We start from the raw sequence: 22,620 nt of genomic DNA on the forward strand, positions 1-22,620 counted from the left end.
ATCAAAAGACTGAGATATTTCCTGAGACGATGCGCACGACGGCCAAGATGGCGAGCGCGGTCAAGACACCGGCCACGATCCACTCCGTCTTCGTCAACGTCTTGATGCCGTTCTCACGTTGCGCCTTGATGTAGAGCAACGTACCTGGTGCGTACAGTAACGTCGTCAAGAGCAGATAGTCGATTCCGGCCGCATAGATGAGCCAAATCCCGTAAATCGAGGCGACGGCTCCGATGATGAGGTCGCGGGTCCGACGCTCACCGGCATTGTAGCCGATGCCGTTCTTCGCGACCTTGACTTGATAGAAGGCCGAGAAGACGTACGGGATCAAGATGGCGCTCGAGGCGAGCGAGAACGCGAAATTATACGCCGCATCCGAGAACAGGAACGTGAAGAGGAACAGCTGGATCAACCCGTTCGTGAGCCAAAGCGCGTTGGCCGGCGCATTGTTTTTGTTCTCTTTCGTGAACCATTTCGGGAACACGCCGTCTTTCCCGGCTACGAATGGGATCTCAGCGGCGAGCAACGTCCAGCCGAGCCATGCTCCGAGAACTGATATGACGAGACCGCCATTGATGAGCATCGCGCCCCACGGTCCGACCGCTGACTCGAGCAAGTACGCCATCGCCGGTTGCGAGGCGTTCGCCACGTTCTCTGGATTCATGAGACCGAGCGACATGACCGAGATGAGCAGATAGATGATGAGCGTCCCGAGCAATCCGATGACCGTCGCTTTCCCGACGTCCGAGCGCTTGCGGGCCCGTCCAGATAAGACGACCGCCCCTTCGACCCCGATGAACACCCATAGTGTGACGAGCATCGTCGAGACGACCTGGTCTCTCACACTACCCCATGAGAAACCACCCTGTCCCCAGAAATCGAACGTGAAATTATCGAGGTTGAAGAAGAATAAGGTGATGGTGATGAAAGCAAAAATCGGTACGAGTTTGGCAATCGTCGTGATGATGTTAATCATCGACGCTTCGTGGATACCACGTAAAATCAACGAATGCACGAGCCATAGCATAATCGAGGCACCAATGATCGAAGCGATGTTTTGACCGCCTTCAAAGATTGGGAAGAAATAGCCGACCGAACTGAACAGAAGCGTCGCATAGGCGACGTTGCCGAGCCACGCGGATAGCCAGTAGCCCCACGCCGAGTTGAACCCGACAAACTGACCGAAGCCGGCACGGGCATAACTGTACACACCACCATCGAGATCCGGACGACGCATCGTCAAATTTTGAAAACTGAGTCCGAGGGCGATAATCCCGATTCCGGTGATGACCCACCCAATCAAAATCGCTCCCGCGTTCGCACCTTGGGCCAAGTCGGCCGCCAAGTTGAAGGCGCCGCCGCCGATCATTGAACCGACGACGAGTGCCGTCAGCGCCCCGAGCCCTAAACGTCGATCTTTCTTCTCTGGTTGCACGCCAGCCGTTCCACTTGAGTCATGCGCTATTTTCGTAGACATTGAACTCATCCCTTTCGTTTAGTACGGGCCGGAGGGGAGATCCCCTCCCATCCGTCAGCGTTCAAGCCATTCGTTCGTGTCGGTGAGCGTCGCGGCCATCACCGCTTTAATCGTATGCATCCGGTTCTCGGCTTCGTCAAAGACGAAGGAGTGACGGCTCCGGAACACTTCATCCGTGACTTCCATCTCGCTCAATCCGTACTCCGCATGGATCGCCCGGCCGACTTCGGTCTCCAAGTCGTGGAAGGCAGGCAGACAGTGGAGGAACATGACGTCCGGATTATTCGTCTTCGTGAGCATGTCCATGTTCACTTGATACGGGTGAAGCAGTTTGATGCGCTCGGCGAACTCGGCCTCTTCGCCCATCGACACCCAGACGTCCGTGTAGATGACGTCGGCGTCGGCGACCGCTTCGTCGATGCTTTCGGTCAACGTGATCTTCGCCCCTGTCTCAGCAGCGACCGAGCGGGCAAAATCGACGACTTCATCCGACGGCCAAAGCGATTTCGGTGCACAGATACGCATGTCCATCCCAACTTTGGCACCACCAATCAAGAGTGTGTTGCCCATATTGTTGCGTCCATCGCCGACATAGACGAAGCGAATGCCAGACAACTCGCCTTTCTGTTCTTTGACGGTCAAGAAGTCGGCCAAGATTTGCGTTGGATGATACAAATCCGTCAACCCGTTCCATACCGGGACACCGGCGTCTTTGGCCAGCCCTTCGACCGTGTCATGGGCGAAGCCGCGGAATTGGATGCCGTCAAACATACGCCCGAGCACGATCGCCGTGTCGCGCACCGATTCTTTTTTGCCAAACTGGATATCCGATTTCCCGAGGTATTCCGGATGCATGCCTAGATCGATGGCCGCCACAGTGAACGCACAACGCGTCCGCGTCGAAGGTTTCTCAAACAACAGCGCCACATTCTTTCCTTCACAGATTCGATGCGGGACGCCTTGTTTCTTTTGACGTTTGAAGGCGGCCGATAAATCGATCAAATAGTTCAACTCATCCCCTGAAAAATCGTTCAATGATAGAAAATGACGGCCTTTCAAATCAAAGTTGTACGTTGTAGACATGCTCGTTTCCTCCTCGTTAAATGTCTTTGCGGATAATCGGACAGCTCATGCAGCGTGGGCCCCCACGGCCACGCGACAATTCACTCGACATGATCTCGATGACTTCGACGCCTTCTGAGCGAAGCAACTCGTTCGAGACGTAGTTACGGTCGTACGTGACGACGACGCCTGGAGCAATCGCGAGTGTGTTCGACCCATCGTTCCATTGTTCGCGGGCAGCGGCGATCGGGTCTCCGCCCCCACATGGGATCAAGACAATCTCATCGAGACCGAGTGCGGCTTTCAACACGTTCAACAGATCCGTATGCTGGGTGATGTGAAGTTCACCCTCGGCGTTCAACGTCAGTTCAAAGATGTTCATCTTGCCTCCTGGCCCTTGGATGAACGGGTGAATCGTGAACTTGTCATGGTCGACCATCGTGAAGACCGTATCGAGGTGCATGAACGCGCGCGACTTCGGAATCTCGATGGCGATGACTTTCTTGAACGTGCCGCCGTTTTTCAACAAGTTGAGAGCGACCCGTTCAATCCCTTGGGCCGTCGTCCGCTCGGAAATTCCGATGGCGACGACTTCTTTCGAGAGAACGAGTTCATCTCCACCTTCCATCGCGAAGCGGTAGTCGCGGTCCGACCAGATCGGGATGTCGTGTTTCGCGAATCGCGGATGATAGCGCATAATATATTGCGTGAACAACGATTCGCGGCGGCGAGCCGGCTCTTTCATCCGGTTGATGGATAGCCCGTTCCCGATGGCTGCCGATGGGTCACGAGTGAAATATAAGTTCGGCATCGGGTCGAGATAGAACGGGTATGTGTCCTCAATCATCTCGTGCAAGTGGCGCCGTTTCTCTGGCTTAATCTCAGACTTGCGAATGCCGGCCATAACGGTTTCAATCAATTTTTCGTTGTCGTAGGCGAGCAAATATTCTTTAAGTGTCTCGTACGAGCCGTTGATATTCGATTTTGACTCCGCCAAGATATCGGCGACGAATCGTTCGCGCACCCCTGGTAGTGATAACGTTTCCGCCATCAAATTTTCTAGATAGAGTACTTCGACGCCACGATTTTGGAGCACGCTCGCAAAGTAGTCATGTTCTTTTTGAATGACCGGAAGATGAGGAATGTCGTCGAACAAGAGTCGTTCCAAATATTCTGGGGTCAAATTTTCGAGTTCACGTCCTGGTCGTTTCAATAGTACCGTCCTAAGTTCACCAATTTCTGAATACACGTGGATCGGATGTTTCAGCGTTGTATCCCGTGCGGTTTGTTGATCCGTCATCGATATCATCTCGCTTCCTCCTTGTGATTCGGGTGTGTTTCTACCCTTACATTATCAACTTACCCATTTCCGAGGTGGGCAAGTCCGACGTTTGGACTGTGGTGGATTCCACACTAAAGTGCATAGATGATGACGTGGCATGAATGAACAACCACTCGAGAAACGGTGCGTCCCCTCAAATCGGAGGAGAGAGACGTATACACACTGTATAGATTGTGAAAAAAATTCATAACATTTTTTTGATTTTGTTTGAGCCCGACTAAAGTCGTGACATAATATAGACAAATGATGTGAAAAGGAAGTGAGTCGATGGCAATCGAACGTACAGAACGCGCCCGTCATGAAGCCCAAGTGACAGCGCTCATCCAAAAAGGGGACCCGGTCGATTTCCGCGACGTGTTTCTCACACTCCATCCGGGCGAACAAGCCGACCTCTTCATTGAGCTCGAGCAACCGGGTCGCCAGTTCGTCTACGATGCCTTGTCCCCGGAAGCGTTCACCGACCTATTTGAAAAGCTCGAACTCGATGAACAAGAACAGTTCATCCAAGAGATGCCACGTCCGTTCGCCGTACGCGTGTTGAACGACATGTTCTCGGATAACGCCGCCGACTTGATGACCGAGCTCCCGGACGATTTCATGAACGAACTGTTCGAGTTGATGGACGAGACCGAGGCGACCGAAGTCAAAGACTTAATGCGCTATCCGGACGATACGGCCGGCGCCATCATGACGACCGAGTTTATCGTGTTGAAAGCGGACAAGAGCGTCGGTGCGACGCTCGAAGACTTGCGCGAACTTGGACCGGAAGCCGAGACAATCTATTACCTGTATGTCATCGACACCGATCGCCGGCTCGTCGGCGTCGTCTCGCTACGCGATTTGATTGTCTCGCCGCTCGATGTGCAAATTGCGGATATCATGGGCCGACGCGTCGTATCGGCCCACGTCCTCGCCGACCAAGAGGACTTGGCGCGGACCGTTCAAAAATATGATCTATTGGCCCTGCCTGTCATCGACAGCGAGGACCACTTGCTCGGAATTATCACGGTCGACGATGTCATGGATGTCATCGAACGGGAGACGACCGAGGACTTTGAGGAGCTGTCAGCGACAAAAGGATCGTCCGACATCAACATGGGACCGGTCGAAGCGGCGATGAAACGGGCCCCTTGGATTATCAGCCTCATGTTTCTCGGGATGATCACCGCGTCGACGATTGGTGGCTTCGAGGATACACTCGAAGCGATCGTCCTGCTCGCTGTCTTCATGCCGCTCGTCATGGGTTCGGCCGGGAACGCCGCCACCCAGTCCCTCGTCGTCGCCGTCCGTTCAATCGCACTCGGGACGATCAATCGAAAGAACGTGTTGAAGATGATTCGCCGTGAGTTCGGGACGGGCGTCTTGCTCGGTCTCGCCTGCATGGTCGTCATCTTTGGGGTCATCACCGTTTTGTATGACAGTGCCTTAATCGGGATGATCGTCGGTCTGTCGATCTTTGCGTCACTCAGCGTGGCGACCATCGTCGGGACGCTCGTGCCGCTCCTCATCAATCGATTGAAACTTGATCCGGCCGTGGCGTCGGGTCCGTTCATCACGACGGTCGTCGACAACCTCGGCTTGATCATTTATTTCACGGTCGCGACTTCGTTGCTACGCTTTTTCTGACACCTGACATCTCAGGTGTCTTTTTTGTCGTGATATTTATTACAGTTCTTTTACAAAAGAGAAAATGGGAAATAATCATGATTTAGGACGGGTATTCATGAAAAGTACTTATAAATAAGAAGAGATTGAGGGAGGGATATTCGTTGACCATTCAACAAGTTGTTTACATATTGATCACAGGGGCTCTCTTCATGGGTCTCGTCGCATACGTGTCATACCGCATGACGAAAGGAAAAGTCGAGAGTGCCGACGATTATTTCTTGGCTGGACGTGGTCTCACCGGTCTATTCATCGCCGGATCGCTTTTATTGACCAACTTGTCGGCCGAGCAATTGATCGGCTTGAACGGCCAATCGTTTGCCGGCAATATGTCCGCTATGGCATGGGAAGTCACGGCCGGCATCGCCGCCATCATCATGGCCCTCTTCTTACTTCCACGTTTTCTCGGCATCGGAATTTCAACGATTCCCGAGTTTTTGAGCCAGCGGTATGACGAGGACGTCCGCCGCTTGACGGTCCTGTTGTTCTTGTTCGGCTATATGTGCGTCACGATTCCATCGATGCTCTATTCAGGCGGCTTGGCCGTCCTGCAACTGTTTGACGTACCAGCCCTGCTCGGGATCAGCTTCGAGCAATCACTCTGGATGGTCATTTGGTTCATCGGGATTATCGGTGCCGTGTATGCCATTTTCGGAGGCCTCCGTGCGGTTGCCGTTTCTGACACGTTGAACGGAATTGGCTTGATTATCATCGGATTCCTCGTCCCGACGCTTGGTTTTATCGCGCTCGGTGACGGCAATCTTGTCGATGGGATGAAGACGATCGCAACCGAGAATCCGGAGAAACTAAACGCGATCGGTTCAGAGAACGATTCCGTTCCGTTCTTGTCCATCTTCACGGGGATGATTTTTGCGAACTTATTTTATTGGGCACTCAACCAATATGTCATCCAACGGGCACTCGGGGCGAAGAACTTGGCCGAAGGTCAAAAAGGAGTGCTTTTCACCGGCTATTTGAAATTGCTCGTCCCGATTTTCATGTTGCTGCCGGGGATTATCGCATTCCATTTGTATGGCACGAACGTCGACAAGGCCGACCTCGCTTATCCGAGCTTGATTGCCGACTTGTTGCCGATGTGGCTCATGGGCTTTTTCCTCGCCGTCTTGCTCGGTGCCGTGTTCAGCTCGTTCAACTCGCTGTTGAATAGTATCGCTACCTTATTCGTGCTCGATATTTACAAGCCGAAGTTTAAACCAGACGCATCAGACAAAGACTTGATTCGGGTCAGTAAATGGTTCGGGACGTTCGTCGCGCTCGTCTCGTTCTTCGTCGCTCCAAACTTGATGTATGCACCGGACGGCCTTTGGGACTTGATTCGCCGTTTCACCGGCTTCTTCAACATCCCGATTCTCGTCATCGTCTTAATCGGGATGCTCGTGAAGCGGGTGCCACCGATCGCCGCGAAACTCGTCATCGGCTTCCACGTCGTCACGTATTACTTCCTCGTTTGGGGAACGGAGCAGTGGTTCGGCTTCGACCTCGGCATTAACTTCATTCACATTTACGGGATTTTGTTCGTCCTCGAGACGGCCATCATGCTCGTGTTCGCGAAAGTTCGTCCGATGCAACACATCAATCCGATTCGCATCGACCTCGGTCGCGTCAAACCTTGGCGCCATGCCATCTCGACGTCAATCATCCTGATTGCTTCGATGGTGTTCGTCTACTTCGTCTTCTCACCAATCGGTCTCGCCTATGCGGACGGGATCGTGTCGAGCTGGTTCTGGCCAGCGACACTCGCTTTGGTCGCGACGACGAGCGGGCTCGTCTGGACATCGTATCGCTACTGGTTGCCGCGTTATGAGGCATACTTGAACAATCTCGATACGACAGACACCGAGCGTGAAGAAGAAGCAATCGGTGAATGAACAGCGTCTCCTTTGCCAGTGGCAGAGGAGACATTTTTTTGCCTGGTTAGGGATTGATCGGCCTTGTGCTATGCTAAAAACACTAGACAATCCTCCGGAGGTGCCCGATGAACAAGCTTTTGGACGACCACTTTACTGACCTTCCCATCAAACCTGATTTTTCTGGGTCGGCGCTCGTCATGCGACAAGACGACATCCTGTTCGAACTTCAGCAAGGATACGCGAATCGGGCCGAACAAATCGAAAATCAAACGTCGACCCGCTTCGGCATCGCTTCAGGCTGTAAGCTGTTCACAGCGATCGCCATCTGCCAGTTCGTCGAACAAGGAAAATTGGCGTTTACGTCGACACTCCGCGAGAGTTTGGACATCGACTTCCCCCGATTTGACCCTGGTGTGACAGTTGAACAGTTGCTCACCCACACGTCCGGGATCCCAGACTATTTCGACGAGTCTGTCATGGACGATTTCGAGGAATTGTGGCGGCAACGACCGATGTATCACATCCGGCAGCTACGTGACTTTCTCCCGATGTTCCAACACGAGCCGATGCGACAAGAACGAGGCGTGTTTCAATATAATAATGCCGGTTATATCTTGCTCGGCCTCATCGTCGAACAAGCGAGCGGGTTGACGTTCTCGGACTATATCGAACGATTCGTGTTCAAGCTGGCCGACATGAACGATTCGGGGTACTTCTCGCTCGATGCCTTGCCGGCGAATACGGCGCTCGGGTATATCGACAACGCGGACGGCTCGTGGCGGACGAACCACTATTCGATTCCCGTCAAAGGCGGAGCGGACGGCGGCGCGTTCGTGACAGCACAAGATATGGCCAAACTTTGGAGCGCCTTGCTCGCTCATCGCCTACTTGATGAGGAGATGACATCACGACTGCTGACTCCTCATGTGAAGGTAAACGATAAAGGCGCACATTATGGCTACGGTCTGTGGATTCAACTGAACGCGAAGCGACACGTGTTTAAATATCATGTCATGGGCTATGACCCCGGCGTCAGTTTTCATTCTGCGTACTATCCGGCCACAGACATCGTCTCGGTCGTCTGTTCGAACGAGTCAGATGGTGCGTTCGACCTCATGAAAGCCATTGAAATGAAAGTAGGTGAAGGTTGATGGTCATTCGTCCTTATGAAGAAGCCGATTTTGAACAGATTCAAGCATTGAATGAAGCGGAAGGTTGGAGTCAACTCGTCCGACAACATGACTTGACGAAACAGGCGTGGCGGCAATCGAACGTCGCCTATGTCGTCGAGTCAGAAGGACTGGTGATTGCCTACTTGCGTGGGTTGACCGACACAACCGTGAGCCTGTACGTGTGCGAACTGCTCATCGCGGCCTCGCACCGTCGCCTCGGGATTGGCGAGCAGTTGTTGTCACACGTGCATGCGCTCTATCCCGAAACGCGCCTCGAGATGCTCGCGAGCGCTTCATCCCACACGTACTACGAGAAATTGAATTTCCGCCCGTTTTACGGATATCGGAAGACGATTCACGAATAGGAGGAACTGCCATGAAACTAGCTATTGTGACCGGTGCATCGCGCGGCCTCGGCCGTGCCATCGCCGAGGAACTATTGAAGCGTGATTACGAGGTCGTCAATTTTTCACGGACGCAGGCGACCGATGCCTCGTTCCGTCACGTCAAGGTCGACTTAGCTGATCCGACAAGCACACTGGCCGCGATTGGACAGATGAATCCGCTCATCGAGACGGCGACGTCCTTGCTCGTCGTCCAAAATGCGGCGTTGATTGAACCGATTCACCGGGCCGGTCAATTGGATGCTGCGCAGCTTATCGCCCACGTCCAAGCCAACTTGCTCGCCCCGATGCTCTTGACGAACGCGGTGCTCGCATACGACTTGCCCGTCTCGCTCATCCATGTGACCTCTGGGGCCGCCAAGCGCCCCATCTCGGGCTGGAGTGCCTATTGTGCGACGAAAGCCGGGCTCGATCATTTCACCGAGACGGTCGCCCTTGAATTGACCGATACGGACGACAAAGTCGCCTTGTTCAATCCAGGCGTCATGGACACCGCGATGCAGGAAAGCATTCGGGCCTCGTCAGAAGACGCGTTCCGTGACGTTGAACAGTTCCGCTCCTATGTGACGGAAGGACGATTGCGCACCCCTGAGACGGTCGCTCACATTTTGGCGAAACACTTGCTAGACGAGCCGTTCGAGAATGGCAAGACGTATTCGGTGTATGACCTAGACTGATTTTTCACCTGGTATAAAATTCAGCCACCCTTTTTAGGCTCAACCGCCTACACTAGAGACAGATGAAACGAGAAAGGGTGGCTAAGTCATGAAGACGATTGCAGGAGGATTATTATTTTTCGGCTTGTTCAGTCTCGGATTGTCGTTCACGATGATTGGGGACACGGCGATTGTCGGAGCGATGGTGAGCGGTGTCGCCATCTTATGTAGCGTCGGGCTTTGGTTCGGAGCGACAGAAGTAACGCGCATCCGTGTTGCTCTCCTCGACAGCAAAAAAACGTCTTTCCCCGAATAAGGGAAAGACGTTTTTGGATTCATTAATTGTCTTCTTCTTCGTAATCATCATCAGCATATTCCTCGAAATCATACTCTTCGAAGTCCGCTTCATCGATAAAGATGTCGCGGTCATTGACGACGTGAATCGGACCGTTGGCCACATCGATTCGAATCGTCCATGCCCATGGAATGCGCAATCGGCTATAAACGCCTGTCCAGAATTCCATCGATTCTTGCTCGTATCGTTCGAACTCTGCCAGCAACTCTTTAAAGGTTACCCCTGACAACTGAAAGTTTGAGTCTTGGATTCGCTCGAGCGCATTATGTGTCGCCTCGAGTTCCGCCGCACGTACCATCTCTTCGGCCGTTGCCATCTCAAGAATGGTACCATCCGGTGGCAGAATGTCGTATACGTTAAACAATTCGCCTTCTTCTACTTCTTCATCAAACTCATAGTCGTCGTGCCGCATGCTTCATTCCTCCTCACTCTAGTTGAATCTCTTTCATTGTACCATTCCACTCCCTGTTAGAACGAAACATTCGTGTATATATTTTGGCAGGTAGGGAATCATAACAAAGGAATAGAATACGTATCAGCGAAAGGGGCCAATTGACCATGAACGAATCATTTCAAGCACTCGTCCTCGACAAGACGGATGACCATCTTCACGCCAAGGTGACGGACGTCAAACTCGACGCGCTTCCAAAAGAAGAAGACGGTAACGTCCTCGTCGAGGTTCATTATTCCGCACTCAATTATAAGGACGCCCTCGGTCTTACCGAACCCGGAAAAATTATTAACCAATACCCGTTCATCCCTGGATGTGAATTTGTCGGCAAAGTCGTCGAGTCCGATCATCTCGACTTCAAAGCCGGCGATGAAGTCATCGCCACCGGTTTCGGGATCGGCGAACGACATTTCGGCGGATTCAGTCAATTTGCACAAGTTCCCGGAAACTGGCTTGTAAAACTGCCTAAAGGTATGGACATGCGTGATGCCATCACGATCGGGACACCTGGATTGACAGCTATGCTTTCAATCGATGCGCTTGAGTCCGCTGGCGTTCGACCGGGGGAAGAAGTGCTAGTTACAGGTGCAACTGGAGGCGTAGGCAGTTTTTCGATTATCTTACTTCATAAACTTGGCTATCACGTCATCGCATCCACAGGAAAAACAGACTCCCCTTACTTGCAAGCACTTGGCGTTGACACCGTCATCGATCGACACGAGCTTGAGGGAGCGGTTCGTCCGTTAGCTCGACAGCGGTTTGACGCGGCAATCGATTCGATTGGCGGGGCCACTCTTGCGAATATTTTGAGTCAAACGCGTTATGAAGGTGCCGTTGCAGCTTGCGGACTTGTCGGCGGTTCCGACCTTCCAACAACTGTTTATCCGTTTATTTTGCGCGGCGTCAAATTAATCGGCATCGACTCGGTCATGCAACCCATCGTACGGCGCCTGAAGGCGTGGGAACGACTGGATGAGCTGCTTGATTCTAACGTGCTCAACCATATGATTCATGAGATTCCGTTGCATGACGTCCCTCGCCACGCTGAGGCGATGATGCGCGGCGAACTGAGCGGCCGGACCGTCGTTCGGATCCATGACTAACAAACAGGGCTGAATCCATCGATTCAGCCCTGTCTCTGTATTCTCCATGGTGGTGGAATTATAACGTGAATCCGGCTGGTGCGTCTTTGACGACGACGATCACCTTGCCTTGGTCTAATTTTTTCTCGAGTTGATCCGCTTCGGTCGATGAGAAGCCGAGCTGTTCGAATTGGGCTCGAAGCTCGTCCCCTTTTTTACGGAACACATTTTTCGCGGCCGTCCCCAGGCCGACGTCTGATGCCGTCACCGTATTCGCGTCGGCGTTATCGGCCACACGATCGGTCCGGTCATCGTCATGGGTGATGACATAAATGTGCTTGTCTTCAATCCCTTTCGCTTTCATCGATTGAATGGCGGTCACAACTTCTTCATCATTTGTAAACTCTTTGTACAAAACTGACATGTGTAGTTCCCTCCTTCGATAGCGTTACAGTAAGAGTAATTACCTTCTTTTGCAAAATTTACACATTAAAAAACGATGACAGCTGTCATCGTTTCGTTAAACGGCCGGTTCTTGGCCTTTTAATTTTTTTAATTCATCGAGCAAAATGTCCGATTCGTTGAATGGAATCGACTCTTGTCCGACTCGTTCGACATGGTCATGACCTTTTCCGACGACGACGATCCGTTTCCCGACGAGCGCTTGTTGCGCTGCATGGCGCAAAGCATCTCGCCGTTCCTCGAACGTCACGTAATGCGTGTTCGAATCAACACCTTCGAGCAATCCGTCGATGATGTGCCTCGGGTCTTCCGTCCGCACGTCATGTACCGTCACGATTAAATCGTCTGAATAGCGGCTCGCGATTCGACCCATCTCTGCCCGCTTCGTCGGATCTCGGTCTCCGGCCGCGCTCAAGACGACCACGAGCTCTCGCTCACCTTGCTGAAGCGTCGACAAACATTTTTCGAGTCCGTCCGGCGTATGGGCATAGTCGATATAAATCTCGCCATCTTCCGTATCAAGTCGCTCGAGACGACCTTTTGGAAGCGTGAGTCCTGGCACGTTGGCGATGATGGAGCGCAACATCAGTTCCGACGTCGAGACGAGACCGATGGCCGCAGCCAGGTTGGCGGCGTTGAATGCGCCCATGAAGCGGACCGGCGCCTCAATCGTCAGTGCGTTCATTTTGACGACTACCGTTTGGTCATGCCAAATGACTTGGATATCGGCCGGTACGTCCGCATGCGTGCTATACATGATACGTCGACGGGTCGGGGCAAAGGCGGCCATCGTTTTACTGGCCGGGTCTTCGGCGTTCAAAATAATGGCGTCCCCGTCTGTCGTTTCGACTTGTTCGAATAATCGGGCTTTGGCCCGGGCGTACTCGTCCATTGAGCGATGGTAATCCAAGTGGTCATGCGTCAAGTTCGTGAACGCCGCCGCGTGAAATCGGACGCCTTCGACACGTCCTTCCATCATTGCATGCGAGGAGACTTCGACGACACAGTCGGTCACGCCGGCATCCGCCATCTCGGCCAAAATACGATGTAAGACGACGGCTTCCGGCGTCGTATTTGGTGTTTTTAATGTTTGATCTTTATAACGTGCTCCAATCGTACTGACAATCCCGACCGGCCGTCCGGACAGACGAAATAGATCATATGTCAATGTCGCGGTCGTCGTTTTGCCATTCGTACCGGTGACACCGTAAATACGCATCCGATGTGAGGGGTGGTCATAAAAGGCACTGGCCACCACGCCGGCTGTCCGCTTCGTGTCCGCGACGACAAGGTTCGGCACCTCAAGATCAAGCGGGTATTCCGAGATGACAGCAACCGCTCCTTTGGAGACGGCGTCCTCAGCGAATTCATGTCCGTCCACCGTATAACCGCGGATACAGATAAATAAATTCCCTGGACTGACCTTTCTGGAATCTGTCTCAATTCCGGTCACCCATGGATCGCGTTCGATGTCATCCATCTCATTTTCTAGAATGGCGGATAAACGTTTCGTCCTCATGCTGTGTACTTCCTTTCTCATGGGTGTCGCTAGGTTCGCAAACCTTATCGTCATGGTACTAGATATTAGGCTGTAATGGAGATGACAAATATATTACTTCCCTTTTTACGTGCAATGCAATCGCCCAACCAAAAAATTCCTAGTCCAGGACGGGACTAGGAATGTATTTCGCTGTCGGTGAACCGAAGTCCTTGCTCATGAAGCGCGGTTTCCAAGATTCGTAGCACACTTGGCCCGACCCCATGTAAGGCCGCAATCTCTTGCTTCGTATACGTGGCCAACTGTTCGAGCGTATCGATATAGGCGGCCTTGAGCGCCCGTTCGGCCGGCGCCGAACATTTCGGAAGTGGTGTCATCCAATTCCCTCCTCTCGTCCTGAATCTCGTTCGATCGTCGGGAGACAGGCGAGGACACGTTCCATACAAAATGTCCGACGGGCCTTCTTGCGTATATCCCACGCGACAAGTCGATCGCCTTGCAGCTTCATCAGTTTGACGCGTCGCTTTGAAATGACCCCGTTCCGATCGATATACACCATTTCTACGACTTGTCCGTTCCGCATCCAACGCATGACCTCTTGCCTCATCTGATCTCCCTCCTTTTGTTACCTTTATTATATCGAACATTTGTTCGTAACTCCAGTCTAGAGGTGTGCGTTCGAGCGATTTGCCGTATGCTAGAAGAAATGAATCTTTTGCGAAAGGGGTACGCCCGTTATGACATATGTCATGTTGGCCGTTTTGGCCATCGTCCTATTCATCTCCATGATTTATGCCGCCAAAGCCTTGCCAAATTTGCGAAATGTCTTATTCAACCGCGGCAGCCTGTTCGGCCAAGACACCGAGACCGTCACGTGTCCGAACTGTAAGAAAACGTTCAAACGGTCCGGTGGGAACACCCAGACATGCCCTCACTGTTATACGTCGTTTTAACCCAAAAACACCCGCCTGGCCGCTAGACGCGGACCTCGGGTGTTTTTTGAATGTGCTCGAATCAGCAAGTAACCGTTTACGCTCACCTTATAAGTGAAATAAGAAGGTTACGTCATTTTCCCGCAACTTAACCCGAGATAGTCTCATTTCAAAAGGAGTCCACCATGTCATTCATATCCGATCACGATTTATACGCACACATAGTAAACCGCGACACTTCCGCGCTCGAACTGCTGTACGACCGTTATGAGCGCATCTTATATTCGCTCGCCCTCCGCTTGACGACGCGAGCCGACTTGGCCGAGGCCGTCCTATCCGAGGTGTTCACCGAGCTTTGGAAACGGCGTCTGCCGCTCGATTTGACGACTTATCGGCTGAGAACGCATTTGTTCGAGCGGGTGGAGACCGCAGCGCTACGTCTAGTCGCCAGCGCTTGAGTTCGTCTATCGCATCGCTCGATGCAACACTTCTAGAATCCCATCCGCATACATGCCCTCGGTGACACGACCATGTTCTCGTTTGGCTTCTTCCGTCCCGTTACCAAGCACATAGCCGTTGCCGACATACCTCAACATTCCTAAATCGTTCCCACTGTCCCCGAACGCGTAGGCGTGCTCGGTTTGAAACGTATATCGGTCGCACACGTAGTCGACTGCAGCGACTTTCCCCGCCCCTCGTGGGATGAAATCGATATCGTAGGCGTCTGCCGGATCCCCGGCGAGCGGGTTGCAACGACTGATGTTGACCGCAATCCCGAAGTCACCGGCACTCGAACGAATATGCTCGAGCTCATCCTCGCTCTCGCCGAAGTAATAATAATTGTGCATCCAGCCGCTTGTGCCAAGATTCGTCTGTGGTTCAATCGTGAGTGTTCGCCCTAGCCTGTCGACGACTTGGGTGACGCGGTCTGAAAAATCATCGGGAAAACGTGACGAATAACCGGGATCAAGCTCTAGTTGCCCGGACGCCGTCACTTGATACAGCTCTGTCCCGAGACTCGCCGCGATTCGATGTGGGAAGTAACGCATCTCGGCCCGCTTCACTTTCTCCATAATCGTCTCGAGCGAACTCCCCGTCACCCACATCGTCGATAAGCGATGCGAGTACATATCGAGAAAATCTTCGAGTTGGCGCAATCGTATTAACTGGTCAACAGAGCAAGCATGCGGGAAGTACGTCTCGTCGAAATCAAAACAGATGAGCGTCCGACCTTCCTTTGTAAATCGTTTCATCGTCATCCTCCTTGTGTCGCCATACCCCTTCTCGTATAGTAAAAGGAGAAAGGACGTGCAACATGAAAAATCGTTTAAGCCGCTACTACTGTCAGTATAGCGGAATCGTGATCGGGTTCGGACTTGTCTTCGCCTTTTTGTTCGGCATACGGACATATTCATTTTGGCAACAATGGCTCCCGAACGGATTTGCGCTTCTCATCACATTCCTCACAGCAATGCTGTTTAGTTACGTGACGTATCGACTGCTCAGTGCCTTGAATTTGAAACTCTTTCACCGACTCGGCGACGCGACATCGACATGCTCCCGTTAAACACGGGACTACATAACGACCGTTCACAAAATAGTCACCTCAAATAGGCATCCATTTCACGGTTTCATCCGTTAGATCAATACAAGGGATTCCCTTATGGATAAAGGAGACAGCCATGACTGATATTGAATTGTACGAGCGCGTCAGGCAAAAAGACAAACAAGCGCTCGAGGCACTTTATGATCGCTATGAACGAATCCTGTATGCCTTTGTCATGCAGTTGACGAAAGACCGCGACCTCGCCGAAGAAGCGATGCAGGAAGTATTCATCAAGCTGTGGCGCGGCGGCGGCGTATATGATGACTCAAAAGGAAAATTCAAATCGTGGCTGTTCACGATGAGCCGTCACGTCACGATCGACTTGATTCGCAAACGAAAACCCGACCTGCAACTAGACGAGTCTTACGCTGAAGCCATCCCGTCCCCGGCCCCGTCCGTCGAGACCGAGGTCGAATGGCAAGAAGAGCGAACGCAAATCGAGACGGCGATGGCCGAGCTTCCGGTCGAGCAACAACAAGTCGTCCGTCTCATGTATTTCCAAGGGCTCAGCCAACAAAAGATCGCCGATGCGTGTGGCATCCCGCTCGGCACCGTAAAAGGAAGGATTCGATTAGCGTTGAAACAGTTACGAAGGCATCTATCCCATGATTTGATCGATAAGGAGGTGGAACGATGAACGCTTGTGACCAATTGATTGATTATTTCAACCAGCATTTGACGGAAGACGAACGCATCCGGTTCGAAGCGCATCTCGCGACATGTCAATCGTGTCAAGAAGAGCTCGAACAACTCGAGGCCCTCGTCGGCGGCGTCGCGTTCCTCTCTGAACCGGCTGAACCACCGAGCGGGATGAAGGCACGCATCCTCGACAACGTGTTCGCAGAAGACGATACGGAGACAGCGTCGAAACCAGACGAACCGACCCCGATCACACCGTTCACTGCCACGAAGAAGAACCAGAAGACGCCATGGGGAGCGCTCGCTCTCGCAGCCGCACTCATGCTCTCCTTGATCGGGAACGGCTACCTGCTCTTGAACCAAGATGACCCGAGCGGCATCGCCTTGACCGAGACCGTCCCGCTCGAAGGCGAATCGGAAGGCGTGGCTTACCTCGCCGAACAGGACGGCCAGCGCCAGCTCATCGTCCAGACGAACGGACTCGATGCGCTCGAAGCGAACGAAGTGTATCAAGTTTGGTTGTTAAAAGACGGCTCGCCGATTCCGACCGGGGCGTTCGTTACGGACGACAAAGGGAACGGGACCGTCATCTATACGCTCGATTCGACCGAATCAGAGATGGACTGGGATACCGTTGCTGTCACGAAAGAACCCGAACGGGGCAACACGGCACCCGAGGGCGACATCGTGCTCAGTGCCAGCCTATAAGCAAGGACCGAATGACCTGACGCACCGCGCGTACGTGTCATTCGGTTCTTTTTTCGTTATGATGATAGAAAAGGAGTGGTACATATGCGTCAGCCTAAAATTGGTGTCGTCGGTCTCGGCGGCATCGCTCAGAAAGCGTACTTACCGATTTTAACGAACAGCACGTCGTTCGAACTCGTCGGTGCCTATTCCCCGACCGTCGCCAAACGTGAGGCGATCTGTCGAGCCCACCGGATGGAATCATTCACGGGACTGCCCGAGCTCGCGGCAGCCGTCGACGCGGCGTTCGTCCACAGTTCGACCGAGACGCATTTCGACGTCGTCTCTTATCTGCTCGCAAACGGTGTCGATGTGTATGTCGATAAACCACTCGCTGCGACAATCGAACAGGCGGAACGTCTCGTCGAGCTGGCCGAGCAGACGAACCGGAAGCTCATGGTTGGCTTCAATCGCCGGTTCGCCCCGATGTATCAGCACGTGAAAGAAGCAGCCCCATTCCACACGCTCGACTTCGTCAAGCATCGCGGGGACGGATTGCGCGGCCACGACTATCAGTTCACGTTGCTCGACGATTATTTGCATGTCGTCGACACGCTCCGGTACTTCGCCGGAAGCGAGTTGCGCTTAGTGACGGGCCAAATCGCGACGACCGAGGCGAACGGTCTCCACTTCGCGCGCCATATCTGGCAAGACGAATACGGACTGCACACGACATCGATGCACCGCAAGGCCGGGACCAATCACGAAGGGCTGAGTGCCATCCGGGACGGACTTCGCGTGACGGTCGATGAGATGGTGACGCTTCAACGGTTCGAGCACGGCGCCCATTCAACGAAGACGTTCGGGTCATGGGACACGCTCCTGACCCAACGAGGCTTCCAAGGGGCGATCGACCACTTTATCTCGGCAGTAACCGAGGATACGGCCATCATGACGGACGGTCGTGAGGCGCTCCTCACACAACAGCTGGTGACGGATTTGTTCGGCTCACACTGAAAGGAGGCGTATCAAATGGATTTCTTTTTCTACATCATGGTCATCGTCGTCGTGTCCATCGCCGCAGACACGTTCAACAAGACACGGAAGGCGCGTTTAGAAGAACTTCGACTCAAAATCGAGCAAGAGAAACTCGCGATTCAGCGGCTCGAACTCGAGATGAAGCGCGACGAAGACAAACTCGATCATCACGGATTTTAAAAAGACGATCGGCCCAGAGCGGGTCGGTCGTCTTTGGTTATAAGATATGGCGCTCCTCAGCTTGACGTGTCTCGCGGACACGCTTTTGCCGTCGTTCGGTGAGTGTCGACCAGGTGACGGCCGTGATGATGCAGGCGGCACCGATGAAGAAGTTGCGGTCGAGCCGTTCGTCGAGGACGAGCCAGCCGAGGTAACCCCCGACGAGCGGTTGGAAGAAGAAAAACAGCGACCCGACGCTCGCATCCATGAGTTCGATCCCTTTGTTCCAAAAGAAGAACGCCCCGGCCGTCGAAATGATGCCAACGTATAACACACTGAGCCACAACACCGTGGTCATATCCGGCAAACCGGATGCGGCCACTTCCATTCCCATGAGCGGCGTCATCAATACGAAGGCGATGCCGATGGCGAACGTCGTGATCGTTAACGACGACATCGTCTCGGAAGCGATTTTCACATAGATGGACATGAGCGCCCACGTGATGGCGGCACCGACCAAGACGAGGCTACCGATGAAATACGTGCCTTCGACGTGCCAGCCGACGACGATGATGACCCCGAGCGTCGCCAACAGAAGTGACCCGATTTTGACAGGTGTGAGCCGCTCTTTCAAGATCAACCGGGCGAAGATCACCATGAACGCCGGCGTCGCCGCCGTCACAAGCGATCCCGTATGGGCGTCGGATAGTTTCGTGCCAATGAACTGAAACGAAATCGAGGCAACGTATCCGATGACGCCGACGAGCGCGATCCACTTCCAGGCGCTCCTGGTAATCTGCTCGCGTCCGAATGCCCACCACATTATAAACAGAACGACAAAGGCGACGGCGTAGCGCATCCAGACGAGCGTGAACGGTTCGATATAGCCGAGCGCATACTTACTGACGACGTACATCCCGCCCCAAATGCTGGCGGCGAGCGTTAAACTGATAGCACCGAGCCATTCCTTGCGCATAGCGTCTCTCCTTTCTGATGCCTAAACAATACGACACCGTTTCCTGAAATTCCTGTCTCTCTAGTTGTCGAACTGACCGAAATCGCTTACAATAACTCTAATGATGATTGAAAGGAGGGAGAAAGGTGAACTTTGTCGGACGTACGCATTGGTCAACAGAACATTTGTACATTTTGCGTGCGATTTTTCACGATGTCGCGTAACCACAGGACCCGTCTGTCCTTTTTTAGACATTGCTGAAATACGACAAAGCGCCTCTCTTTCTTGCCGAGCGCTTCTTTGCGCTCGGTTTTTTTTGATAGGCCTCTACTTTAGGAGGAACCATCTATGTTAATCGAATTACAACATATTCAAAAACAATTCGGCGGCCACGCCGTCTTAATCGATGCCAATCTTCAGGTAAACGCAGGCGAGCGAATCGGGCTCGTCGGACGGAACGGGAGCGGCAAGACGACACTCCTACACCTCATCGTCGGCGCCGATTCGCCCGACGAAGGGACGATCTATCGAAAACAACGGCTGACGATTGGCTATTTGGCCCAGATTCCTGCCCATCCCGGTAAATCAGGGCGAGACGTACTCTATACCGCGTTCGCCGAGTTGACGAGACTCGGTGACGAGATGCGACGACTCGAGGAACAGATGATCTCAAGTGACGACATCGACTCACTCCTCGAGACGTACGGCGCCCTGCAGATGCGCTATGAGAACGGCGGCGGCTATGCCATCGATTCGAAAGTGAATGCGATGATCGATGGATTACGGCTCACAAGTTTCGTCGACCGCCCATTCGACACACTCAGCGGCGGAGAACGGACCAAAGTCGGGCTCGCCTTGGCGTTGCTCCAAGAGCCGGAACTGCTCATCCTCGACGAACCGACGAACCATCTCGATTTAGAAGCGATGACTTGGCTCGAGTCATTCCTGCGTGACAGTCCGTCCACGCTTCTCCTCGTCTCACACGACCGCGTGTTTCTCGACGCCGTCGCCACACGCATCGTCGAATGTGAGGACGGGGAGTTGGGTAGTTTTGATGGCAACTACAGCGCGTTCGTCGCCCAAAAAGAAAAGAAGTTGCTCGATCAATTCCATGCCTATACGGAGCAACAAAAGAAAATCAAGAAGATGAAGGAAACGATTCGACAGCTAAGACAGTGGGCGAACGAAGGCAATCCACCGAACGAGAAGTTTTATCGGCGCGCCAAATCGATGGAGAAAGCGCTCGCCCGCATCGAGACGATCAAAAAGCCACGACTCGAGGCCGTTCAACCGGACATTCAGTTCACGGCTCAGGGGCGGACCGGACGCGATGTGTTCGAGGCGACCGACGTGACGGTCACTTACGACCGGACCGTCTTCGAACACGTCTCGTTCTACGCCGGTCATGGCGAACGCATCGCCATCGTCGGCCCAAATGGGAGCGGCAAGTCGACCCTGTTGAAAGTATTGCTCGGTCACCTCGAACCGGCGACAGGCGAGGTGCGACGAGCGGAACGGGCCCAAATCGGCTACTTGTCCCAACACATCGACTTTGATGACTCCCATCGGCTCATCGAGGCGTTCCGTGACCGCATCGCTGTCGATGAAGGGAAGGCCCGTCAATTGCTGGCCCAATTCCTCTTCTATGGCGCGAGCGTCTTCAAACCGGTCAAAGATTTGAGCGGCGGTGAGAAGATGCGGCTCATGCTCGCCATCCTCATGCACGAGGACATCAACGTGCTCGTGTTAGACGAACCGACGAACCATCTCGACATCGAAGCGCGTGAGGCACTCGAAGACGCACTCGACCGTTTTACCGGCACGCTCGTCGCCGTCTCACACGACCGCTACTTCTTGAACAAGCTGTTCCCGATCACGTATTGGCTTGATGGGACAGCGACACATTTCCCGGGAAACGTGTCGTATGCGCTCGAGAAACGGCAACATGAAATGACCACAGAGGTCGCCGTTCCTAAACCGAAACTCGTAAAACCGAAGCAAGAAACGACTCACGACACCTCAGTTGATGAAGCTCGCCTGACCGATCTCGAAGCAGCACATCAAGCACTCCTGCACCAGATGAATGAGACGAACGATTTAGAAGAATTAATGACGTTGCAGCAACAAGCCGATGCGCTCCAAGCAGACATCGACACATTGTTGAATCAGTTGCTCGAATCGATTTAATCAAAAACGACGCCCTTAGCGGCGTCGTTTTTGTTCGAACCAAGCTTGGACAAGAAAGCCCGTCACGCCAAGCGCCATCAAAAAATAGGGCACGATACGTGGGACAGCACCCGTTTCCCCCATCATTATGAGGATCAATCCGCTCACGAACGTCCCGAGCCAATATATTTTCGGCATGTCGTCACTCCTCTACAATTTTTTCTTGTAATTTGTCAGAATTTTTCGTAAAATATTTTGAAATTCTTATTTACAGATATGGAAAGGAGACGCGCTCATGCCAAAACGAAACTGGGAGACGATTCTCCGATTCACCCTCGTCGTCACCATCACGGCCGCTACGTTCCTCTACGTCCGCTACTCGACCGAAATTAAAGAACGCGAGCGGGCTTTGGAGCAGTATCTTGCGACTCATTATAACATTTCGGCGGAAACCTATTCGATTGACGGTACCCTTTCCTTAAGCGGCTACGTCTATGATTTGACGTTCGAAGACGAACCTGACGCCGCTTACACGTTTCAGGTCGAACAGGCCGCAGACGGCCATCGTGTGAAGTTTGAACGAGCAGATGGCAAACAACCGGACCGGGTCGCCACGTTCGCCCCATAAGAAAAAGCGCCACGTCTGTGGCGCTTAACGGTGAGCGTTTCTAGTAGAGCGGACTTTCACCCGACCGAGAAAGTTCCCGGCCGACCGTCCCATGCAATCAATCGATACGTGCTAGAAAATGGACGCGGTTCAGAACGCGATTTCGGAGCGTTCGTTCGTCTGAACATCAATCTGGCCCTGCACAGAGACATTGCCTCCAAAACGGCCATGACTGCGTTTCGACGTAATAAGGTTGAAATCCATCATGAACCTCATCATGCCCACCTGTTTTGAAACACCGAGCTTCCTAGACGTTTTGCCTCCCACATATCCT

The 22,620-nt window shown here is 53.0% G+C and carries 27 protein-coding genes; 16 read left to right on the forward strand and 11 right to left on the reverse strand.

The window, feature by feature from the left end; all coding sequences use genetic code 11:
- Position 1 precedes the first annotated feature (1 nt).
- Genes arcD through arcA form a run of 3 tightly spaced genes read right to left on the reverse strand, consistent with a single transcriptional unit; the run spans position 2 to position 3,806 of the window.
- The gene (arcD, locus tag AC13H5_RS13865) at positions 2 to 1,477 is read right to left on the reverse strand and encodes an arginine-ornithine antiporter (protein WP_214753541.1); all 1,476 of its coding nucleotides are present in this window, start codon (positions 1,475 to 1,477) and stop codon (positions 2 to 4) included.
- 54 nt (positions 1,478 to 1,531) lie between these two features.
- A complete protein-coding gene (gene argF / locus AC13H5_RS13870; protein ID WP_214753539.1) occupies positions 1,532 to 2,560 on the reverse strand; it encodes an ornithine carbamoyltransferase in 1,029 nt (342 codons plus the stop codon).
- Between the two features lie 16 nt (positions 2,561 to 2,576).
- On the reverse strand, positions 2,577 to 3,806 hold the full coding sequence (gene arcA, locus AC13H5_RS13875; protein ID WP_034780161.1) for an arginine deiminase: 1,230 nt from the start codon (positions 3,804 to 3,806) through the stop codon (positions 2,577 to 2,579).
- 342 nt (positions 3,807 to 4,148) lie between these two features.
- Here arcA and mgtE point away from each other — a divergent pair, with 342 nt between their 5' ends.
- The 6 genes from mgtE to AC13H5_RS13905 all read left to right on the forward strand — a co-directional run bounded on the left by mgtE (position 4,149) and on the right by AC13H5_RS13905 (position 9,965).
- Positions 4,149 to 5,507, forward strand: a complete 1,359-nt coding sequence (gene mgtE / locus AC13H5_RS13880) for a magnesium transporter (RefSeq protein ID WP_483546045.1) — start codon at positions 4,149 to 4,151, stop codon at positions 5,505 to 5,507.
- Positions 5,508 to 5,650: 143 nt separating this feature from the next.
- Positions 5,651 to 7,435: a solute:sodium symporter family transporter gene (locus AC13H5_RS13885; RefSeq protein ID WP_214823388.1), complete on the forward strand. Its 1,785-nt coding sequence runs from the start codon at positions 5,651 to 5,653 to the stop codon at positions 7,433 to 7,435.
- Positions 7,436 to 7,542: 107 nt separating this feature from the next.
- Entirely contained in the window at positions 7,543 to 8,568 is a 1,026-nt protein-coding gene (locus tag AC13H5_RS13890; RefSeq protein WP_483546046.1) for a serine hydrolase domain-containing protein, read from the forward strand.
- Positions 8,568 to 8,954 carry a GNAT family N-acetyltransferase gene (locus AC13H5_RS13895; protein WP_214823390.1) on the forward strand — a complete coding sequence of 129 codons (387 nt, stop codon included), beginning with the start codon at positions 8,568 to 8,570 and terminating at the stop codon, positions 8,952 to 8,954. Before AC13H5_RS13890 ends, AC13H5_RS13895 begins: the two co-directional genes overlap by 1 nt.
- A gap of 11 nt (positions 8,955 to 8,965) precedes the next feature.
- Complete coding sequence (locus tag AC13H5_RS13900; protein WP_483546047.1) at positions 8,966 to 9,670, forward strand: SDR family NAD(P)-dependent oxidoreductase; 705 nt, start codon at positions 8,966 to 8,968, stop codon at positions 9,668 to 9,670.
- An 88-nt stretch (positions 9,671 to 9,758) separates the two neighbouring features.
- Complete coding sequence (locus tag AC13H5_RS13905; protein ID WP_034779520.1) at positions 9,759 to 9,965, forward strand: hypothetical protein; 207 nt, start codon at positions 9,759 to 9,761, stop codon at positions 9,963 to 9,965.
- A 22-nt stretch (positions 9,966 to 9,987) separates the two neighbouring features.
- Here the strand turns inward: AC13H5_RS13905 and AC13H5_RS13910 are convergent, their stop codons facing one another.
- A complete protein-coding gene (locus AC13H5_RS13910) occupies positions 9,988 to 10,416 on the reverse strand; it encodes a hypothetical protein (RefSeq protein WP_483546048.1) in 429 nt (142 codons plus the stop codon).
- Between the two features lie 146 nt (positions 10,417 to 10,562).
- Here AC13H5_RS13910 and AC13H5_RS13915 point away from each other — a divergent pair, with 146 nt between their 5' ends.
- Entirely contained in the window at positions 10,563 to 11,558 is a 996-nt protein-coding gene (locus tag AC13H5_RS13915) for an MDR family oxidoreductase (RefSeq protein WP_138858656.1), read from the forward strand.
- Between the two features lie 58 nt (positions 11,559 to 11,616).
- Here AC13H5_RS13915 and AC13H5_RS13920 read toward each other — a convergent pair whose 3' ends face one another.
- From AC13H5_RS13920 to AC13H5_RS13935, 4 genes are all read right to left on the reverse strand, one after another.
- Positions 11,617 to 11,961: a YflT domain-containing protein gene (locus tag AC13H5_RS13920; RefSeq protein WP_034779525.1), complete on the reverse strand. Its 345-nt coding sequence runs from the start codon at positions 11,959 to 11,961 to the stop codon at positions 11,617 to 11,619.
- A gap of 96 nt (positions 11,962 to 12,057) precedes the next feature.
- Positions 12,058 to 13,518, reverse strand: a complete 1,461-nt coding sequence (locus AC13H5_RS13925) for a UDP-N-acetylmuramoyl-L-alanyl-D-glutamate--2,6-diaminopimelate ligase (RefSeq protein ID WP_214823393.1) — start codon at positions 13,516 to 13,518, stop codon at positions 12,058 to 12,060.
- Positions 13,519 to 13,673: 155 nt separating this feature from the next.
- A complete protein-coding gene (locus AC13H5_RS13930; protein ID WP_029594536.1) occupies positions 13,674 to 13,874 on the reverse strand; it encodes a helix-hairpin-helix domain-containing protein in 201 nt (66 codons plus the stop codon).
- Complete coding sequence (locus tag AC13H5_RS13935; RefSeq protein ID WP_029594535.1) at positions 13,871 to 14,104, reverse strand: hypothetical protein; 234 nt, start codon at positions 14,102 to 14,104, stop codon at positions 13,871 to 13,873. Before AC13H5_RS13935 ends, AC13H5_RS13930 begins: the two co-directional genes overlap by 4 nt.
- A 130-nt stretch (positions 14,105 to 14,234) precedes the next feature.
- On the opposite strand from AC13H5_RS13935, the gene AC13H5_RS13940 reads away from it, so the two are divergent.
- The gene (locus tag AC13H5_RS13940; protein WP_235420224.1) at positions 14,235 to 14,450 is read left to right on the forward strand and encodes a hypothetical protein; all 216 of its coding nucleotides are present in this window, start codon (positions 14,235 to 14,237) and stop codon (positions 14,448 to 14,450) included.
- 164 nt (positions 14,451 to 14,614) lie between these two features.
- Positions 14,615 to 14,887: a sigma factor gene (locus AC13H5_RS13945; RefSeq protein WP_215192242.1), complete on the forward strand. Its 273-nt coding sequence runs from the start codon at positions 14,615 to 14,617 to the stop codon at positions 14,885 to 14,887.
- A gap of 6 nt (positions 14,888 to 14,893) precedes the next feature.
- Here the strand turns inward: AC13H5_RS13945 and AC13H5_RS13950 are convergent, their stop codons facing one another.
- Positions 14,894 to 15,682: an HAD family hydrolase gene (locus AC13H5_RS13950; RefSeq protein WP_215192243.1), complete on the reverse strand. Its 789-nt coding sequence runs from the start codon at positions 15,680 to 15,682 to the stop codon at positions 14,894 to 14,896.
- Between the two features lie 62 nt (positions 15,683 to 15,744).
- On the opposite strand from AC13H5_RS13950, the gene AC13H5_RS13955 reads away from it, so the two are divergent.
- The 5 genes from AC13H5_RS13955 (at position 15,745) to AC13H5_RS13975 (ending at position 18,579) form a co-directional block, all read left to right on the forward strand.
- Positions 15,745 to 15,996, forward strand: a complete 252-nt coding sequence (locus tag AC13H5_RS13955; protein WP_029594531.1) for a hypothetical protein — start codon at positions 15,745 to 15,747, stop codon at positions 15,994 to 15,996.
- A 115-nt stretch (positions 15,997 to 16,111) separates the two neighbouring features.
- Positions 16,112 to 16,672 carry an RNA polymerase sigma factor gene (locus tag AC13H5_RS13960; RefSeq protein ID WP_214796550.1) on the forward strand — a complete coding sequence of 187 codons (561 nt, stop codon included), beginning with the start codon at positions 16,112 to 16,114 and terminating at the stop codon, positions 16,670 to 16,672.
- A complete protein-coding gene (locus AC13H5_RS13965) occupies positions 16,669 to 17,382 on the forward strand; it encodes an anti-sigma factor (protein ID WP_034779530.1) in 714 nt (237 codons plus the stop codon). Before AC13H5_RS13960 ends, AC13H5_RS13965 begins: the two co-directional genes overlap by 4 nt.
- Before the next feature lie 84 nt (positions 17,383 to 17,466).
- Positions 17,467 to 18,378 (forward strand): Gfo/Idh/MocA family protein, encoded by a 912-nt coding sequence (locus AC13H5_RS13970; RefSeq protein ID WP_215189295.1) that lies wholly within the window; start codon positions 17,467 to 17,469, stop codon positions 18,376 to 18,378.
- Between the two features lie 15 nt (positions 18,379 to 18,393).
- On the forward strand, positions 18,394 to 18,579 hold the full coding sequence (locus AC13H5_RS13975) for a hypothetical protein (protein ID WP_021065953.1): 186 nt from the start codon (positions 18,394 to 18,396) through the stop codon (positions 18,577 to 18,579).
- Between the two features lie 37 nt (positions 18,580 to 18,616).
- On the opposite strand, the gene AC13H5_RS13980 is transcribed toward AC13H5_RS13975, so the two are convergent.
- Positions 18,617 to 19,534, reverse strand: a complete 918-nt coding sequence (locus tag AC13H5_RS13980; RefSeq protein ID WP_214796545.1) for a DMT family transporter — start codon at positions 19,532 to 19,534, stop codon at positions 18,617 to 18,619.
- A gap of 327 nt (positions 19,535 to 19,861) precedes the next feature.
- Here AC13H5_RS13980 and abc-f point away from each other — a divergent pair, with 327 nt between their 5' ends.
- Positions 19,862 to 21,700 (forward strand): ribosomal protection-like ABC-F family protein, encoded by a 1,839-nt coding sequence (gene abc-f / locus AC13H5_RS13985; protein WP_483546049.1) that lies wholly within the window; start codon positions 19,862 to 19,864, stop codon positions 21,698 to 21,700.
- 15 nt (positions 21,701 to 21,715) lie between these two features.
- Here abc-f and AC13H5_RS13990 read toward each other — a convergent pair whose 3' ends face one another.
- Positions 21,716 to 21,877: a hypothetical protein gene (locus tag AC13H5_RS13990; RefSeq protein ID WP_214803240.1), complete on the reverse strand. Its 162-nt coding sequence runs from the start codon at positions 21,875 to 21,877 to the stop codon at positions 21,716 to 21,718.
- A 97-nt stretch (positions 21,878 to 21,974) separates the two neighbouring features.
- Here AC13H5_RS13990 and AC13H5_RS13995 point away from each other — a divergent pair, with 97 nt between their 5' ends.
- On the forward strand, positions 21,975 to 22,307 hold the full coding sequence (locus AC13H5_RS13995; RefSeq protein WP_214796541.1) for a hypothetical protein: 333 nt from the start codon (positions 21,975 to 21,977) through the stop codon (positions 22,305 to 22,307).
- Positions 22,308 to 22,620: the final 313 nt, after the last annotated feature.

The sequence above is a fragment of the Exiguobacterium sp. FD-YE-25-4 genome (genome assembly GCF_057004685.1).